Source organism: Halorhabdus tiamatea SARL4B, assembly GCF_000470655.1.
GTDB classification, from domain to species: Archaea; Halobacteriota; Halobacteria; order Halobacteriales; family Haloarculaceae; genus Halorhabdus; species Halorhabdus tiamatea.
Genome location: NC_021921.1, coordinates 157,941 through 174,771, shown reverse-complemented (window position 1 = coordinate 174,771; position 16,831 = coordinate 157,941). Strand labels below are relative to the sequence as shown.

Sequence of the window (16,831 nt, the reverse complement as noted above, 5' to 3'; positions counted from 1 at the left end):
ATATATTGAGAACATATTTCCAAACGATCAGTTCACAATAGCGAGGTGGTAATGCGAGTCTGCGATACGAATATGGTATCTGACTACGCTCATCTGTAGAAGTCAGTACTTAGGATTTTCTCGAACCAGCGATCTGTGTTGAGTGTGAGACTGAAGAAGTTCAAATAGCCCTGTAAGTGGTGTTTTGAGACGCCTCGGAACCTTCGCAACCAGTTGCGAAGGAAGCTATGGCGGTTCTCACAGCTGTTCGTGTGAGCATCACCGACGACGTAGTGTTCGTCGTGATTGATGGCGAGATGGCCATCAATCTCGTCGTACTCGTCGATACCGTCGTAGATGCTGTACTGATCGGTGCAGAGGATCGCCGGATCGTCTTCATCGCCGTATTCGACGATGTCCTCGTCTACATCTTCGAGATCTTCACGAACGAGGAACCGAACTCGTCCGTCGGAGCGACGGACGAGTGTCACGACTGGCGGTTTGTCTGACTCGAACGTTCCGCGTCCCTTTTTTTGAGTCCGCGCGAGCGCGGACTCGCCTGCTTGGTACCTTTCTCACCAGCCACGACGTAGACCTCGTCAGCTTCGCAAACACCAGTGAGATCAAACTCTGGATCGTCGTCAAGAGCGTCTTGGACTTCATGGACGAAGTCCAAGACCGTCTTGTATGTTCGGTCAAGTTCCTGAGTTATCTGTGATGTTTTGTCCTCTTCCATCCCTCGAATGATATGGAACATCTCCGGGAGTGAAAGCTTGTGCTCGGCAAATATGGTCTCGGTAAGATCGTTGAAAATACTATCACAGTTGTGACAGCGATAGCGTTGAGCACCCTTTCTCGTCGTCCCCTTCTTGATCGTGTCCGCACTCTCGCAGTGCGGACACATTACCTCTTCTGGCCATCGCTGTTCACGGAGATACTCTAGACAATCATCTTTGTCAGGCAGAAAGACCTCATCCACGCTCTCTCTGCTTACCATCTTGGAGTCAGCTACGAACTCCACTCACAAAGTATTCACTGCTACAGATGAGCGATCTGACTATATATTGAGTCTCCCTAATATAAAAATAATCCGTTTGGTTGTTCAGAATATCTGAACAAATTTGTCCCGCGGAACGAGTAGACGAACGGTGCTGAAAACGACTGCCGCTTCGATCGCCGGGCTCTCCGGAGTGAATTCACTGGCATCGCTCGGTCGGGGTGCCGAGGGGTCGGCTCCCCAGCCGGTTACCGATCCCGAGCCTGCGCCTGCCCCGGACCTCTATATCGGGTCCGATCTCAAGAACCTCAACTGGCTCGTACTCTTGGGCAACGAACGAGATGCGATGGCCAACGCACTCACCGGGTACGTCGACGATGCCTCATACGGACAGTGGTAACTCTTTTCGGCATGTATGGAATACTCGTCCGATCGCCCCCCGAGCCCCGTCATCTGGTATCCCCAGGGCGGTAACGAATTACAACTGTCCGTATCACCCGTTAACATCGCGAGCTTAGCTACGAGGTAAACAGCACCACGGCCCTACTCACGATCTGATACCGATAGTCACACGTCTCTTTCGAGTGTTTTCTCACGTCTCAGCGTGGTAGGTCAGTGCAGAATTACCAGGGCCAACCCCTTTAGCCGCTGGCGACCATGTTTCCGAGCGTGACGCCGAACGTCTGCATTGTCGGAGCCGGCATCGCCGGGGCGGGGGCCGCCCATGCCCTGCGTGACGCGGCCGACGTGACGCTCCTCGAGGCCGACACCGTCGGCGGCCGAATGGTTTCGGGCCACCGTGACGGGTGTGTCTACGACTACGGCGCGAACTACGTCGATCCGCCGAACGATCGCGTCGAGGAACGCTTTCGGTCGGTCGTCGGTGACGACCTCGCCGAGACGACCGGCGACGTCTGGATCTTCGACGAGTCGGGAGCGATCGAAGAGGGACGGCCGAACCAGGGGGTCAAATTCTCCGGCCGTGACGGCATCGACCAGGTCGTCCAAGCGTTTCTCGATGCCAGTGGCGCGACGGTTCACGAACATACCCCGGTCGAACACCTCGCCCGCACGGAAGACGGCTGGCGGGTCACTGCCGACGGCGACGACGTCGCGTGTGACGCACTCGTCGTGACCCCTCCTACCTGGGACCTCTTCGCGGGTGCGGACTGGACGGCCGATTTCCGGGACGACCTGGTAGCGGCCCGGAAACGCCAGTCTTACCGGACGATCGACTCGGTCGCGCTGCACTACCCCTTCGACATCGACGTCCCGTACTACGCGCTGGTCAACACTGACACGGAACACGCCGTGGGCTGGCTCTCCAGAGAATCGTGCAAGCCCGGCCACGTCCCCGACGGCGAAGAGATCCTGATCGTCCAGTTGAGCCCCGCCTGGGCGGCCGGGCGACCGGACGCGACACCCGGGGAAGCAGCCGACGCCGCGAGTTCCTACGCAGCGACACTGCTCGGCGACGACCGCCTGGCAGACCCCGATTGGTGGGATCACGAGCGATTCATCCGCGCACTCCCCGGCGACCGCGTCAATCCGGCGTTGTTCGAGTACGCCCTCGAACACGACCTTGGCCTCGCGGGAGACTGGTTCGCGGGCACTGGCCGGACCCACGCGGCGCTGGAGACGGGGCTGGACGCGGGGCGTCGACTGGCACGCGATCGGTGATCCGGGGAAGACGTATCTCGATAGTCGACCACTACCGACGGTGAGCACGATAGACCGTGCCGGCGACCGACTGTCTCTGAAAGTCAGGCAGAGTTCCTCGCCACCGGCAGTTCGAACAGCGTCACGTCGCACCCCTCACAGGAGACGGTCGCGACCTCGTAGTCGTGACAGCACGAGGAGACGACGTCCGTATCGAAGGACGCGTCACCACCGCAGTCCGGGCAGAAATCCAGATAGAGCCGCGCGCTCCCGGCGAAGCGGCTTCGCTCGGCGGGCGCACGCTCGGCCCAATCGTCGTCTCGATGGGCGAAGACGTGGCAGGCTGCAAGGTCAGCGATCAGTGCAGGATGTGAGACCCACTGACCGAGTAATCTCTCGTCGTGACGAACGTGGACGGCTCCCTCGGTCGTTTCGATCTCGATTGTCCCGTCCACGGTGAAGACGTCAGCGATGACTGCGTCGAGGTTCTCTCCGAGGTCGTCGATCGCCGACTGCCAGGCATGCCGAAACGACGGTTCGAGTTCGAAGTCTTCACCGTCTTCGCTGAACTGGAGACAGTCGAGATCGAGGAGGATTTCCTCAATATCGGTGTCTTGCTGGGTAGCGTCTTCGTCCGGTCGACGTTGTTCTGAGAGGGTCTCCCAGGTCTCCGCACATCCCCCGCCGTCGACGGACTCACTGACTTGGCGTTGATGTCGTTCGTATGCCTGCTCGTCTGTGTCGGTTTCGTCTGTCATATTCAATACTATCACGCGTATATATCTTTAAACCTACTGGAAAACCTCGTCGGCAAGTGCGGGTGCAACGGCTCGCCGTACGAGCCGTCGAGAGTGACCCCGAACCACGCGATTCATGTATCGCTCACTCGAATTCAGAGTGGAGACCGCCAGACACTATGAGTACCCAGGATGCGGTCGGAGCCCTCGAGCAACTCGGGCTGTCGAACTACGAGGCGCGGGTGTTCGTCGCACTCCAGCGGTTGGGCTCGGGAACGGCGGAGACGATCAGCGAGGTGTCCGAGGTCCCGCGCTCGCAGGTCTACGGAGCGGCCGACGACCTCGCCGAACGGGGGCTGGTCGAGGTGACCGAATCGTCGCCGAAGACGTACCGGCCAGTGAGCCTCGCGGCAGCCCGCGAGCAACTCTCGGCGCGAATCGAGCGTGAGCGCGAGCGGGCCTTCGAGAATCTCGACGCGTTGCAGGACGAGGCCGCCACCGACCGGCGGGAGCGCGGTGTTTCGACGGTGCGTGGCCGAACGCCCATCGACGAACGCATCGCTGGACTGCTCGAAACGGCCCAGGACACGGCGGTATTCGTCGCGCCCGAAGCGACATCGCTCACCACGGAGATCGCCGACACGTTGACCGAGCAGGCGTCAGGTGGCGTTTCGGTCACGCTCGTCACTGCCGAACCGAAACTCGATGAGCGTTTCGCAGACGATCCCCTCGACGTGATCGTCATGGGTGAGGACAACCCGGCTGACTTCGCCGGACGGGCGCTGCTGGTCGACGGGGCGACGATTCTGCTCGCGGTGGCGACTGACGACGGAAGCGTCGAGGAAGAAGCGCTCTGGACGGCCGAATCCAGCATCGGGCGCATTCTCGCGCAATTCATGCAATCCGGGATGGAGTCCGGTCGACAGCGGCAATCCGGGGATGCACCCCCCTGAAAACAGCCGCTGGAACCGATTTGTCCAGCCGAGGCGGTCTCAGTGTTCGTGGCGGTGCTTGTTCTGTTCACCTGCGTGATCGTGTTCGTCTGCCCTGGAATCGCCCCCACCGACCACGACGACCTTCACTTGCTTGACGCCGCCCACGGCTCGCAAGCGATTGGCGAGTTCGTCGATCTGGCCCGCGGTCCCATCCACGACCAGCGTCTCCATACACCGATCCTCCGAGAGGTGGATGTGCTGGACGGAAGTGACGACGTCGGCGTACTCGTGTTGGATCGTCTGGAGGCGACCGGCCACATCGCTGTCGTGATCGTGTTCGTGAGCGATGACGATCGTCCCGTAGTGGCGGGTCTCGTCGCCGCGCTCCCACTCGTAGGTCGTGAAGAAATCCCGCAGGGAATCTCTGACAGCCTCCGATCGGCTCGCGTAGTTCCAGTCCTCGACGATCCCGTCGAGCTGGTCGGTCATCGCGGGTGGCAGGGTCAGACTCACCCGGTCGAGGTCCTCGGCCATACCGGCGGTTGGACCGGTGGCCATATCAGCCTTGCAACTCGCGTTCCCAGTATTACGGGAACTCCGAAACGTATTATTATCGGGGGCGGTCTACCCTCTCCTATCGATGCACATTTTGGACGGGTTCCTCGACCTGTGGGTCGCCGCAGTGGCCGCCTTTGGGTCTCTCGTTGTCCTGACGCTCGCGGCCCGGCGCTCGGCGGGCGCGCTCGACGGGCCACGCGCGCCGCTGCTGGGCGTGACTGCGGCCGCCATCTTCGCCGCACAGCTGTTGAACCTTCCGATCCCCGGTGGGACGAGCGTCCACTTCGTCGGCGGTGCGTTCGCCGCGATCCTGCTCGGACCGCACCTCGCAGCACTCGCCATGACGGCCGTCGTCGCGATCCAGGCGCTGGTCTTCGGCGACGGCGGAATCGTCGTGCTCGGCGGGAACGTCTTCGCGATGGCAGTCGTCGAGGTGTACGTCGGCTACGGCGTCTTCCGCGTCCTCCGCCCGTATCACGAGCGTGCAGCGGTCTTTGCCGCTGGGTGGGCGGGCATCTCGGCGGCAGCCCTGGCCGTCGCGGTCATGGTCGGCGTCTCGGAGGCCTTCGCCTACGAGTTGACCACCGTCCTCGCAATCATGGGGGCCTGGCACGTCCTGCTCGGAGTCGCCGAGGGCGCGATCACGCTGCTGGCCTACGAGTTCGTCGCCGAGGCCCGACCCGACCTGCTGGCCGATCGGACGCCGTCGATCGATGGCGGTCGACTCCTCCGTCGCGGGACGGCAGTCGTCGCCGGCCTGACCGTCCTCTCGCCGGCGTTCGCCTGGAGTGCCCAGCGAGTGAACTACACCGAGCCACTCGAACACGCCGCGGAGACGACCGGTGCGACCGCTCACGCCGTGACGACGTTGCCGGGCCTTCTCCCGGACTACGGGATCGCCGGCGTCGATCCATATCTCGGGACGCTGGTGTCCGGCTTCGTCGGCGCGGGGCTCGTGCTGGCGGTCGGCTGGCTCGTCGGTCGTCCACTGACTACTGATCGTGAACCGCGCTGATCCGATCGGCCGGTCGGCCGGCACGCTGACCGACCGGACTCGAGGGCTCCTCCGTGACGAGCGCGTCGCCAGTCGGGACGGTTGGCTCCAGGCGGTCCACCCCGTCGTGAAGCTCCTCGGCATCGTCGCGCTGCTGGTCGTCACCGTCACCTTCGAGACGCCGAGCCCACCGGCAGCCGTTCTCGCAGTGACGATCGTGCTTGCGGCCCTCTCGCGCGTTTCCCTTGCGGTCCACGGTCTCCGGACGGCCGTTCCGACCGCGATCGCTCTGCTGATCGTCGCGCCACAGGCCGTTCTCATCTCCGGCCCAACGCTGCTCGGGCCAGTGAGCGTCCCCGGTGGGACCTACGTGGCGACGTTCGCCCTCCGCGTCGGCGCGAGCGTCTCGCTGCTCGGCCTGCTGCTGTCGACGACGCGATTCACGTCGCTTTTGAGTGCACTCAGGTCGCTTCGCGCGCCACGGACAGCCGTGACGCTGCTCTCGATAACCTATCGGTACTTGCTTGTCGTCTTCGAGGAACTCTCGCGGCTGGTTCTGGCGCGTCGGAGTCGGCGGGTCCGTCGGGCCACACTCGGCGAATCCTGGCGGGAAGCCGGATCGCTGCTCGGAACGTTCCTCCTGCGGGCGCTGGATCGCGGCGAGCGCGTCGGTCGGTCGGCCCGCTCGCGTGGCGGAACGAGCGGGCGAGTCTACGCCCACCAGCACGCCATCGGCTTCGCCGACGCCGCGTTCGCGTTCGTCGTCTTCGGGACCGGTACCGCGGGGGTGTTACTGGCGTGAACGCACTCGACGCTCGCGATCTCCAGTTCGCGTATCCTGACGGGACCACCGCGCTCGACGGAATCGAATTGACGATCGAAGCCGGCGAGCGCGTGGCGATTCTCGGTCCGAACGGCGCGGGCAAGAGCACGCTGCTGTCGCTGCTTGCCGGCCTGCGCGAGCCAGCCAGCGGCGATGTCACGTACTTCGAGACCGACGATCCGGCCGACGCGCTTCGGGATCGCATCGCTCACTGCCCGCAAGCGCCGGCCGACTACCTCTTCAACGCGACAGTCAGGGAGGATCTGGAATATGGTCCCGCACAGCTCGATGTCGATCGCGCCGACGCCGAGGCACGAATCGCGGACCTCACAGCCGAGTTCGATCTCGACGGGCTGGTCGATAAGCCGCCGTTCCGGCTGAGCGGTGGGGAACAGCGCCGGGCCGCGCTGGCTGCCGCCCTCGCCGTCGAACCCGACCTGCTTCTGCTGGACGAACCCGTCGCGGACGTCGACGCCGGCCACCGCGAAACGATCTTCGACGCGCTCGACCGGCGTAACGAGGCAGGAACAACGGTTGTCGTGTCAACGCCGAGCGCCGATCTTGTCCCTCGGGTCGCCGATCGCGTCGTCCTGCTAGATCGCGCGGGCTCGATCGCCCGTGATGGCCCAGTCCGTGACGTCCTCACTGACGGCACCACTCTTCGAGACGTCGGTGTCTCGCCGCCCAGGCTCGTCTCCACCTTCCAGCGAGCGGGTTCCGACGATCCACCGCTTTCGGTCGAGGATGCCGTCGAGAAGCTTAGGGCGTTCAGTGCGGAGTCCGATGAGATGACCGACGAGCAGTAGCCGTTTCCGTCTCAGTACCTCTCAAGAACGGCCGCGTCGTCCAGATTCTACTCGAAGACGGACGTTCGGCCGCGACGAGTTCGACGACGGGCCTTCGAGCGTCGACGCAGTCGGGTTTGCCCAATTCACGCTGACTCTGGTTCGATATCTCGACAGCGCCATCCAATCTCTATATAGCGAAATAAAGTTTACACACCGCACGTAGAACGATATTCAGCCACCGGCAGTTCGTAAATGTGAGTTTCGTATACCTCGCGAACCCGATCGCCCCAGTCGTGGGTATAGGTGTCGATGATGTCTTGGGCGACGTCTCCGCGGAGGTACTTGACGATGCCGCGATCGCCAGTGCGATCCCTGAGGTGCGTCGTAAAGAAGTGCCGGAAGTAATGGGGTGTGACGTTCTCTTCGACCCCCCCACCGTTGTCGTACCACCCCGCCTCGCTCGCGTGCGTTGTCACGATATGCCGAACAGCATCCGGCGTGAGTCGACGCCCCCAGTTGTCCGACGTACTACTAAACAGTGGCCGGGCCGACGAGACGGGATCAGGACGCACGTCGAGCCAGGCTTGCAGCGTCTCGGCCAGGTCGTCGTCGACCGGTATGACCGTGTCTCGACGGCGCTTGTTCGAGGCTGTCCGTTCCTCGCCGTTGACCGTCGAACCGCGTGCGGGCTCGCTTGCGACGAACAACGAGTTCGGCCGGCCATCGAGACTCGGTCGTACCGTCACGTCTTCGCGTGGATCGTCGATCAGATGGAGATCACGCTGATCCAGATTACACAGTTCACCGACTCGCATCCCGGTCTTCAATAGCGTGACGATTGCCGCTCTGTCCAACGGATGGCGGATCCCGGAGACGAATTGCCGCATTTCCGGGACGGAAACGTCACGGCGTGCCGGATCAGCGTCGATGCGCTCGTCCATCTCCTCGACGACGATCGCCATCGGGTTCGAGTCGAAGACCCCGATCTGGACCATATAGGCATAAAACCGGTGAAGATAGGACGCATACGTCGCGACAGTGCTTTCAGAGAGTCCGCCACGCTGGTCGTGAATCCACGCCATACAGTCACGATGTGTGGCGTCTGCGAGTGGTTGTTCGCCGGTTTCGGCCCCAGACAGTGACGTCTCGAAGTCCCGGAGAACACGTTCGTAGGCGTCTCTGGTCCGCTCGCTTTTGCCCTGATAGGTAATGTCCGTCAGAAAGTACTCTATCGGGTCTTCGACCGCTTCAGGAATATCAGTGCCGGCACTCATGGTTCGAGGAGTATGTATCCGCCGTCACGGCCGCTGTACTTCACGACGTTGTCCGCCTGGAGTTCATCGAGCGCTTCCTCGAGTCGGGACTCGACGTCGTCGGTCAGGGCGGCGACCAACTCGTCCCACGTCAGTGCGTCCTCACTTGACAACTGCTGTCGGACGCGGTCTGCCAGACCGTGTTCGTCCGGTGAACGGTTGTCCCCAGAAGTGGACTGTGGCGACTCGTGTGTGCCCTCATCTGCAGTGTACTGACGCCTGCCGGCCTGGACCATCGTCCTGACGAACTCGCTTTGACTCATATCGAGTTCGTCCGCATGTGACTGCCAGGCTTCTTTTTGATAGGCCGGGACGTACGTCTTGACAGCTGTTCGAGACATCGGCTCTTCGTCCGGCATGGGTAGGGGTTCGAGCCACCCGTTCTTCAAAGTATCCCTACTAACCCAGATAAGGAGAGTTATCTGTCTTTATAGCACTGGTAAATCGCCGAAATACACAGATTATCCTTGAAAGGTAGCACCACTTCGTAGAATATTGGTCCCACATATACTGATAAAAATATCACCTCGGAATTGGCTCGTGAAGTGTCTGCCAGCCGCTGTAATCGGTTGGATTGAGAGACCGGTCCTTTCGCCGGCTAGCCCCTGGGGGTAAGCCGTCGAAAACCCAGCTCCACAAGTGGTGTGTACCCCCGGAATAGGAGTCAGAGGGGGTGCTCAGAGACGACAGCCGACGCAACTCCCGAGGCGCAGTAGCGCCGGCACGCGCGAACGGACCGGTGACTCGTGAGCGGACACTCTGGTTCGAAAGAACGGCACTCTTTTGTCATCGATTCACAAGTCACTTCGTGCCCCGCAACGAGAATACGACCGCTCGAGCAGCGCCGTCACCGCCCCTCCGGGGCCACCCAGACCGCTTGCTGTTCGCAACTGCAACCTGGGTACCTACACACCGCCTTCCAGGAGCCCCCAGATGTAATTCCGAACAGGCGGTCCGTTCACCAACAGCGGCTGGTAGTGTACCGACGACGCGCTGTTTTGTGCAAACTGCTGTTGGATACCCACCGGTACTGAATATATATTCGATACTCCTGGGTGTCTTGCCCCTGTCGGGAGGCCATCCTCTCCGAGGAAATGATCTATACTCGATAGAATAGCGGTGTCTCGGAAGCCTCGTGATTTCTTCGCCGTGTGGTGTTCGCTCCGTGAATTGGGCAAGCCGGGTGGTTGGCCCGACTGAGCTCTAACCGACTCGATTTGAACCGTTTTGCTCGCGACACTGCTCATCACGCGCGATCGAGAGCCGATCGACGAGTGCCACAGGGAACTCTGTTCAGCGATTTATACTGCCGGCTGTAACAGACTGAAGGAATTCGCCACCCCGGTGTGGCGAATATCTTTACGAACTTACAGCCGGCAGTATTAGGAAGGCGTGAGGCAGTCCGTCCTATCCCGGGTAGGGATTCACGACGAAAAATGATAGCTACCCGACGGCCCGGGGTACGTAAATAAAAGACTCTGGGGAGGTCGCCTGCGCGATTGGGCGGCGGATTTCGGATCACGTCCACAGGACTCTCGTTGCCAGTCCAAGACAGCTCTGTGCTGGGCGACTGGCCACCGCTAGAGTTTGTGCCACAGGCCATGACTGCCAGGTACCGAGCAAGCGCTGGTCAGGAAACTCTCAGGAACGCTCGATACAGAATCAGAGCTTCGGGCGAACGACTCGTTTCGCACCATACCCATAAACCATATTCCGGTATACTAACTCTGCGGTAGGAGAGTTGCGACTACAGCGGGATTAGTAGGGGTGTGATGGGTGTCTTAGCCGAATCGATGAGTGGTTCAGAACACTTTTTGAACGGACTTCTTGTTAAATTAGTTACTTATTTGGAGTGTTACCGAGGCCACGGGTAGTGTAGCCACTCAGACCCCGCGCTACCGCAGGCATATATTCCCGCTATCCGATCTCGGTTTCCTTCTTCAACAGCGTCAGCGTGTTATCGGCCGTTACGATCGGCGAATGTTCAGATTCCCTGGTCAACTCAACCTGTACCAGCAGATCGATTGCTCGCCAGAGAGGAGTTCGAACCGCCGGGTCTTTGCCAGCGCCAGTCAAACACTGGCGTATGTCAGCCGAGACACCCCCTGTCTATGATACCCTCCTCGAACACGTCACGCAACTCAACTACGTCGCGGACGCCGGCGGCTTGCTCCAGTGGGACCAGCAGGTGATGATGCCGGAAGGCGGGACGCCGGCACGCTCGAAACAGCAGTCCGCCCTGTCGACGCTCCATCACGACCTGCTGACCGACGACGACCTGGCGGGCTATCTCGCAGATGTCGACGAGGGGTCACTCGATCCCGCACAGCGAGCGGTTGTCCGCGAGGTTCGGCGTGAACACGAGCGAGCGCGGAAGGTGCCACGTGATCTGGTCGAACAGATCTCCGAGACGACGAGCGAGGCATTACCAGTCTGGGAGCAGGCCCGCGAGGAAGACGACTTCGAGGCTTACGCACCGGTTCTCGAGGAACTGGTTGAGTTACGTCGGGAATACGCCGAAGCTATCGACCCCGACCGGGACCCCTACGAAGTACTCTTCGAGGAATTCGAGCCCTACCTCGGGTTAGACACCGCCGAACGGATCCTCGGACGCCTCCGGGAAGAGCTCGTCCCGTTGATCGACGACATCGCCGATAGCGACGTACCCCAACCCCACCCCTTCGAGGGGACGTTCGACGTCGACGACCAGGAGGAACTGGTCCGGGCGGCACTGGACGACCTCGGATTCGACTGGGGTCGCGGGCGGTTGGACACGTCGACCCATCCGTTCACGTCCGGCACGCAGTTCGACGCCCGAATCACTACCCGCTTCGACGAAGCAAAGCCCCTCGACTCGCTGTCCTCGACGATCCACGAGTTCGGCCACGCGACGTACGCCCTCGGACTGCCGGATGACGAGTACGGGACCCCGCTGGGTGACGCTCGAGATCTGACGGTCCACGAATCCCAGTCGCGCCTCTGGGAGAACCACGTCGGTCGCTCGAAAGCCTTCTGGGAGTACTTCACGCCGACCGTCGAGAACCACCTCGGGGTCGACGTGAGCGCCGACGAGGCATACGGTGCAGCCAACCGAGTCTACGACGACAACCTGATTCGCGTCGAGGCTGACGAGCTCACCTATCACATGCACATCCTCGTGCGCTTCGAGATCGAACGCGACCTGATCGCGGGCGATCTCGACGTCAGCGAGGTGCCGGCAGTCTGGAACGACAAGATGGAGGAGTACCTCGGAATCCGTCCAGAATCCGACGCCGAAGGCTGTCTCCAGGACATCCACTGGACGAACGGAACGTTCGGATATTTCCCGACGTACACACTGGGTAGCGTCCTGGCGGCGCAACTGTACGACGCTGCCGAGTCCGAGATCGGACCTATCGACGACGCCGTTCGAGACGGCGAGTTCGACGACCTTCACGAGTGGCTCACCGAGAACGTCCATCGCCACGGGAAACGATACACGACCGACGACCTCGTCGAGGAGGCGACCGGCGAATCCTTCAGCGCCGATCACTTCCTCGCGTACGTCACCGAGAAATACCGTGGCCTATACGATCTCTGAGTCAACTGCTGAACTGGGACCTACCAGTGTTCAGACTAGGTTGAGCACGAATCCGAGAAATCCAAGGACGAACGTGAGCGTCAGCATCTTCCCGACCGGCAGGTCGTGTGCCTCGGCGAGTCCGATTCCCTGGATCACCGCTCGCCAGACGAACCCGACGAAACTCGACAGCACCGCGAGTGGTGACGAGTACGGGCCAGCGCGTTCGAGAAAGCTCGCCGCCGCGGCCGGGTCCGACGGGACGTCGCCGACCATGGTGAACAGCCCCACGGCGGCGACCGGAAACAGGAGGATGCTAACGAGGTCGGCCTCGCCGACGACCGCCAGCGTCGTCCCGAACCCCCGATCGCCGTCTGCAAACCATACGAAGACGTGGAGGATAGCGCCGAAGAGCAGCCATCCGAGGAGGACGGCGACGAATACGCCGACGGCCCCGCCGACGATCATGCCACTGACGTCGGCACGCTCGGCGGCAGTGAGGTCGATCTGGGCCATGACGCGTCGGACGAACACCCAGACGACAACGGCGACGAGGGTGGCTTCGACGAGGACCACGGCCGTCCCGACTGACAGCGAGGGGCGATCCGTCTGGCGATAGTACTCGGAAGGGCTTCGTAGCGGGGTCTTTCGCATCGTTGGTAGCGGTGAACGTCACATTCAAAAATAGTTTCCATGCCGAACGCGTCGTCGGCCGCGTCGACGAAATCTACGAGTCCACCCCGGACGGAGATCGAGACGCAGAACTCGCGAAACTCGGACTCGAGCTCACGACCGCAGAATTCAAACAGCGACTTCGGCGAGTGAAGTGGGCCATCGAAGGGTAACGCTCGGATCCCTGCTGATCTGCGTGTCGGTCGCTCTGTTCCGTTCGGAAAGCGGCCGTCGAATTCTCTATGCTGATACTGCCCGATGGTTGCCTTGTGGTAAACGAGACGGAGCTTCCACGCAGTAATTCTGATAACACGTGGGAATAAAATCAAAAACGATAATTTGAACCGGATGTTTTTCAGTCGAGAGATCGTTCTATCCACCAGATACATGGCCGCCCGAACCCGTTTGCGTTCCTTCCCTCATATCAGGCTACCCGAGTACGCCGAGCTGGTGGTGTTTCTGGGGTTCGTCTGGGGTGTCGGAGATACGGTTACGACGGTGCTTGCCGCACACGTGACCGGGTCAGTGGCGGGTGAACTCAATCCGTTGGTCCGGACGCTCCTCGAGGCGGATCCGGCGGTGGCGATTTTGTTGAAGGGTGGTGTTGCGGTCGTTGCCTGTGTCGTCCTGGTCGCGGCTCGGGAACAGGTCACTGACGTCCCGGGCTGGCGGGTCTGGTTTCTCGGCATGATCGCTGTCGGGACGCTGATCGTCGCCCAGAACCTCTCGGTCGTCTTCGTGGCCAGTTACTGACCTACAGCGGGAGTCGGTCACGGATGCGGTCGACGATGGTGGTCGCTTCGTTCTCGGTTTCGGGCCCGATGACGTCACTGTCGGGAACGATATGGGTGCCATCGCCGTCGTCAGTGGCTTCGATGAGGTCGTCGGCCTTGAGATTCGCGAGCGCTGACTCCAGAGTGTCGATGTCGACTTCGACGGACGACCGCAACTCGAAGACGGTCATTCCGTCCTCGCCACGGTCGGCCAGCGCATCGAGTACCGCCACTTCCGTCTCCTCGCGATCACGGTACTCCGGCTTCGCTTGCATAGCTACCCGTTCGCCGTGGCGGGTCTTACACTTGTCCCCGCGTTCCAAGCAGTACGCTTATACCTCGCAGGTGGCGACTTCATGGCAATGGGTATCAAGTGTTCGCTTTTCGGTCACGACTTCGGTGAGACCACCGTCGAGCGTGACCGCGAGGAACAGGGAAACGAGGTCGTCAGCACGATCCGGGAGGTCGAAACCTGCAGGCGGTGTGGAGAGACACGGGTCGTCTCGGAGAACACCGAAGTGACGACGATCAAGACGCCCGAGGACGTCGAGAAAGATCCCGAGACGACCGAACCGGAATCCGACGTGACCGAACCGGAACCGGATTCGGGAGCGGACATCGTCGACGCCGAGGCGGACGAACCCGTCACACCGACTGAGACGGGCGAATCACCACCGCCTGAGGAAGACATGGATTACGAGTCCGCCGCCGAGGACGACGGTGTGATTCTCGAGGACGACACTGACGAACAGCCGGACCGAAATCCGGGCGAGTGGCCGGATTCCGGGTCCCCCGAGGGCACAGAACGAGATGACCCCGGATCAGACGACGGGGTCGTGATGGGCTCCGAACAGTCCGACCCGGCTGTCGAGGACGAACCGGAACGCGAAGAAGTCGACCCGGCCGTCGTGATGGACGCGTCCACTGACAGCGCGACCGACGAGGAGTCGGGAGACGACGCCGAGGTTTGGTCGAGTACCCGTCCAGATCTGGAAAGGGCGAGCGCCGATGTCGAGAATCCCGACGCGGAGACGGTTCGAGACGGCCAGTTTCGGTGTGCGAAATGCGGATTCACGACGCCGATCGAAGCGTCGTCACTTCGTGAGGGAGATTACTGTCCGGAGTGTCACCAGGGGATGCTCGTCGTCGAGGACGCCTGATCGGGGCGACGCGAAAAGGGTAAACCCGACACTGTCGAATCTCCCCCTATGCGAGAGTACAAGATGCGACGCGGCGAGTATCTCGAAGACAGAATTGCGGACATGGAAGACACAGTCGAGGAGTATTTCGGCCCGATTTCGGGAACGGAATCGTACAACGATACGGACCTTCTGGTCGTCGAAGACCCCGATAACCCGGTTTTCGACCGCGTCACCGTCGGACGAGTGCCCTACGGGAGCAAGAAAGACAAACTCGCCCTCGACATCGAGGAGCGACCCGCCGAAGACGTCATCGCGGAGGGCCACGTTGAGGCTGCCGAAGACGCTGTCACCGTCAAAAACGACTTTCTGGAGATGGCGACAGGCCGGGACGCCAAGGCGCGGCGCGATTCGATGAAACGGTCGGTCGAAGACGACGCGGACAAACCCGACTCAGTCTGAAAACGGCGACTACCGCCCGAGTCGTTCGCGGTTGACGGCCACGCCCGAAGGCGTGATGATGAGTTGATCGTCGTCTTTCTGGACGATGTCGCCGCCGACCTCGTTTGCGACCTGTTTGAGTTCGTCGGTGATGTGTTCCATCGTCCGGTCCTGGGTCGTGTGGCGGGTGATATCCGCGAGGACGATGTCGCCGTCGTAGACGGCGTCTTTGATCTCGATGACGTCCTGTTTGTCACCGATCCGTGCGATCCGTACTTCCGTATCAGCCTTGGGAGCGGCCGTTTCGGCGTCGCCGGCGTCGAGTTCGACGTAATCGTCCGTCCGGCGAGAGGCACCTGTGCCCCCCAGAATTTTGCTCATCAGTCCCATATCTATCCCGGTGGTCGGGACGGGTATAGGTTTTACGTCAGACACGATCGAGTGAGCGAGCAGGGGACAGTCACACAGCGTTCGTTCCCCCGTGCTCAGATCGCGTGTTCCGGCCGCAGTTGTGGATCCGGATGACTGGTCGTCGGTCCGTTCTCCGGGATCGCACTCGCCGCGTAGAACGTCGCCTCGGGTTCGTGCGTTCGTCGCCAGTGATACCAGGTCCGAGCCACCAGCCACAGCCGCCGGGTCATCGAAAGCGACGCGTCTCCATGAAGGACGTCGTACCCGAGCTGGCGGATCTTCCGGTGGTGGTCGGCGTACAACACGGCCGAGAGCAAGACGGCGAACTGACAGTCCTCGGGAAGATACCGGATGCCCGCGACCCCGTGGCGATACAGCGATTCAGTCCGGTGGAGTTCAGTTCGGACGACTGCAGCGACATCGTCGGTCATCTCACCCTGCCGGAGTTGTTCCTCGGTCACGCCGTAGCGGTCCAGCGTCTCTTCGGGCAGGTAGACGCGGTCGTACTCACAGATGTCCTCGCGGACGTCACGGACGAAATTCGTCAACTGGAAGGCCTCGGCGAGTGACCTGGCGTGGGGTTTCGCCTGGTCGCGCTCGGGGACGTCCATGACCGACAGCATCATGTTCCCGACGGCGGCCGCGGACCCGCGCATGTACCCCCGTAGCTCATCATAGGACTCGTAGCGCGACCGTTCGATGTCCTGGGCCATCGCGTCGATGAAGACGTCGACCTCCGCTGGGTCGATGTCGGCCCCCTCGGACAGCGACCGGAACGTCGAGAGGACCTCGCGGTCCGTCTCTGAGAGGACGCCCTCGGGAGGGCTCTTCCCCTTCGCCGCGTCCCGGATCGCTTCGAGATGCTGTCGCTGCGTCTGGTCGTCCGGTGGGTCCGGCCGGTCGACGACATCGTCGGCGATCCGGAAAAACGCATACAGTGCGTAGGTCGCTTCGCGGATTCGCTCGGGGAGCAATCGGGTGGCGACGTAAAACGTCTTCCCGGTCCGCCGGTGAATCTCCTTGCTCGTTTTGACGGATCGGCGTGTCATAGCA

20 protein-coding genes and 1 pseudogene are annotated in these 16,831 nt (G+C 61.5%); 12 read left to right on the top strand and 9 right to left on the bottom strand.

Going from position 1 to position 16,831, the window contains the following annotated elements; genetic code table 11:
- Positions 1–89: 89 nt before the first annotated feature.
- Positions 90–976, bottom strand: a protein-coding gene (locus HTIA_RS15630) for an IS1595-like element ISHti5 family transposase (protein ID WP_076612197.1) whose coding sequence is annotated in 2 segments (ribosomal slippage) — positions 90–514 and positions 514–976 — 888 coding nt in all. Because the reading frame shifts where the segments join, the coding sequence is not laid out codon by codon here.
- A gap of 151 nt (positions 977–1,127) precedes the next feature.
- Between HTIA_RS15630 and HTIA_RS00895 the strand changes: the two genes are divergently transcribed.
- Both HTIA_RS00895 and HTIA_RS00890 read left to right on the top strand, forming a co-directional pair.
- Complete coding sequence (locus HTIA_RS00895) at positions 1,128–1,376, top strand: hypothetical protein (protein WP_008528439.1); 249 nt, start codon at positions 1,128–1,130, stop codon at positions 1,374–1,376.
- A 269-nt stretch (positions 1,377–1,645) separates the two neighbouring features.
- Complete coding sequence (locus tag HTIA_RS00890) at positions 1,646–2,656, top strand: NAD(P)/FAD-dependent oxidoreductase (protein ID WP_148290916.1); 1,011 nt, start codon at positions 1,646–1,648, stop codon at positions 2,654–2,656.
- A gap of 83 nt (positions 2,657–2,739) precedes the next feature.
- On the opposite strand, the gene HTIA_RS00885 is transcribed toward HTIA_RS00890, so the two are convergent.
- Positions 2,740–3,393 (bottom strand): hypothetical protein, encoded by a 654-nt coding sequence (locus tag HTIA_RS00885; protein WP_008528442.1) that lies wholly within the window; start codon positions 3,391–3,393, stop codon positions 2,740–2,742.
- 158 nt (positions 3,394–3,551) lie between these two features.
- On the opposite strand from HTIA_RS00885, the gene HTIA_RS00880 reads away from it, so the two are divergent.
- Positions 3,552–4,325: a TrmB family transcriptional regulator gene (locus tag HTIA_RS00880; protein ID WP_008528443.1), complete on the top strand. Its 774-nt coding sequence runs from the start codon at positions 3,552–3,554 to the stop codon at positions 4,323–4,325.
- A 39-nt stretch (positions 4,326–4,364) separates the two neighbouring features.
- On the opposite strand, the gene nikR is transcribed toward HTIA_RS00880, so the two are convergent.
- Positions 4,365–4,841, bottom strand: coding sequence for a nickel-responsive transcriptional regulator NikR (gene nikR / locus HTIA_RS00875; protein WP_008528444.1), 477 nt, complete (start codon positions 4,839–4,841; stop codon positions 4,365–4,367).
- A 106-nt stretch (positions 4,842–4,947) separates the two neighbouring features.
- Between nikR and HTIA_RS17335 the strand changes: the two are divergent.
- From HTIA_RS17335 to HTIA_RS00860, 4 genes and pseudogenes are all read left to right on the top strand, one after another.
- A pseudogene (locus HTIA_RS17335) lies at positions 4,948–5,565 on the top strand (energy-coupling factor ABC transporter permease); the annotation flags it as partial.
- Complete coding sequence (locus HTIA_RS17380; protein ID WP_394324557.1) at positions 5,551–5,880, top strand: PDGLE domain-containing protein; 330 nt, start codon at positions 5,551–5,553, stop codon at positions 5,878–5,880. The pseudogene HTIA_RS17335 and the gene HTIA_RS17380, both read left to right, overlap by 15 nt.
- On the top strand, positions 5,867–6,661 hold the full coding sequence (cbiQ, locus tag HTIA_RS00865; protein WP_008528447.1) for a cobalt ECF transporter T component CbiQ: 795 nt from the start codon (positions 5,867–5,869) through the stop codon (positions 6,659–6,661). Before HTIA_RS17380 ends, cbiQ begins: the two co-directional genes overlap by 14 nt.
- Positions 6,658–7,488 carry an energy-coupling factor ABC transporter ATP-binding protein gene (locus HTIA_RS00860; protein WP_008528448.1) on the top strand — a complete coding sequence of 277 codons (831 nt, stop codon included), beginning with the start codon at positions 6,658–6,660 and terminating at the stop codon, positions 7,486–7,488. The genes cbiQ and HTIA_RS00860 overlap by 4 nt, the downstream gene beginning before the upstream one ends.
- 188 nt (positions 7,489–7,676) lie before the next feature.
- Here HTIA_RS00860 and HTIA_RS00855 read toward each other — a convergent pair whose 3' ends face one another.
- Complete coding sequence (locus HTIA_RS00855) at positions 7,677–8,744, bottom strand: tyrosine-type recombinase/integrase (protein ID WP_008528450.1); 1,068 nt, start codon at positions 8,742–8,744, stop codon at positions 7,677–7,679.
- The gene (locus HTIA_RS00850) at positions 8,741–9,142 is read right to left on the bottom strand and encodes a DUF5805 domain-containing protein (protein WP_008528451.1); all 402 of its coding nucleotides are present in this window, start codon (positions 9,140–9,142) and stop codon (positions 8,741–8,743) included. The genes HTIA_RS00855 and HTIA_RS00850 overlap by 4 nt, the downstream gene beginning before the upstream one ends.
- Positions 9,143–10,869: 1,727 nt before the next feature.
- On the opposite strand from HTIA_RS00850, the gene HTIA_RS00845 reads away from it, so the two are divergent.
- The gene (locus HTIA_RS00845; RefSeq protein ID WP_008528453.1) at positions 10,870–12,363 is read left to right on the top strand and encodes a carboxypeptidase M32; all 1,494 of its coding nucleotides are present in this window, start codon (positions 10,870–10,872) and stop codon (positions 12,361–12,363) included.
- A 30-nt stretch (positions 12,364–12,393) separates the two neighbouring features.
- Here the strand turns inward: HTIA_RS00845 and HTIA_RS00840 are convergent, their stop codons facing one another.
- Positions 12,394–12,996, bottom strand: a complete 603-nt coding sequence (locus HTIA_RS00840; protein ID WP_008528454.1) for a YIP1 family protein — start codon at positions 12,994–12,996, stop codon at positions 12,394–12,396.
- 11 nt (positions 12,997–13,007) lie between these two features.
- Here HTIA_RS00840 and HTIA_RS00835 point away from each other — a divergent pair, with 11 nt between their 5' ends.
- Positions 13,008–13,187 carry a hypothetical protein gene (locus tag HTIA_RS00835; protein WP_008528455.1) on the top strand — a complete coding sequence of 60 codons (180 nt, stop codon included), beginning with the start codon at positions 13,008–13,010 and terminating at the stop codon, positions 13,185–13,187.
- Between the two features lie 214 nt (positions 13,188–13,401).
- On the top strand, positions 13,402–13,767 hold the full coding sequence (locus HTIA_RS00830) for a DUF5658 family protein (RefSeq protein ID WP_044950600.1): 366 nt from the start codon (positions 13,402–13,404) through the stop codon (positions 13,765–13,767).
- Between the two features lies 1 nt (position 13,768).
- Here HTIA_RS00830 and HTIA_RS00825 read toward each other — a convergent pair whose 3' ends face one another.
- On the bottom strand, positions 13,769–14,062 hold the full coding sequence (locus tag HTIA_RS00825; RefSeq protein ID WP_008528457.1) for a DUF6432 family protein: 294 nt from the start codon (positions 14,060–14,062) through the stop codon (positions 13,769–13,771).
- Between the two features lie 87 nt (positions 14,063–14,149).
- Here HTIA_RS00825 and HTIA_RS00820 point away from each other — a divergent pair, with 87 nt between their 5' ends.
- Together HTIA_RS00820 and HTIA_RS00815 are read left to right on the top strand one after the other, a co-directional pair.
- Positions 14,150–14,947, top strand: a complete 798-nt coding sequence (locus HTIA_RS00820; protein ID WP_008528458.1) for a DUF7093 family protein — start codon at positions 14,150–14,152, stop codon at positions 14,945–14,947.
- Between the two features lie 48 nt (positions 14,948–14,995).
- The gene (locus HTIA_RS00815) at positions 14,996–15,388 is read left to right on the top strand and encodes a DUF5611 family protein (RefSeq protein ID WP_008528459.1); all 393 of its coding nucleotides are present in this window, start codon (positions 14,996–14,998) and stop codon (positions 15,386–15,388) included.
- A 9-nt stretch (positions 15,389–15,397) separates the two neighbouring features.
- On the opposite strand, the gene HTIA_RS00810 is transcribed toward HTIA_RS00815, so the two are convergent.
- The gene (locus HTIA_RS00810) at positions 15,398–15,757 is read right to left on the bottom strand and encodes a cell division protein SepF (RefSeq protein WP_008528460.1); all 360 of its coding nucleotides are present in this window, start codon (positions 15,755–15,757) and stop codon (positions 15,398–15,400) included.
- Positions 15,758–15,852: 95 nt separating this feature from the next.
- Positions 15,853–16,827 carry a phytoene/squalene synthase family protein gene (locus tag HTIA_RS00805; protein WP_008528461.1) on the bottom strand — a complete coding sequence of 325 codons (975 nt, stop codon included), beginning with the start codon at positions 16,825–16,827 and terminating at the stop codon, positions 15,853–15,855.
- Positions 16,828–16,831: the final 4 nt, after the last annotated feature.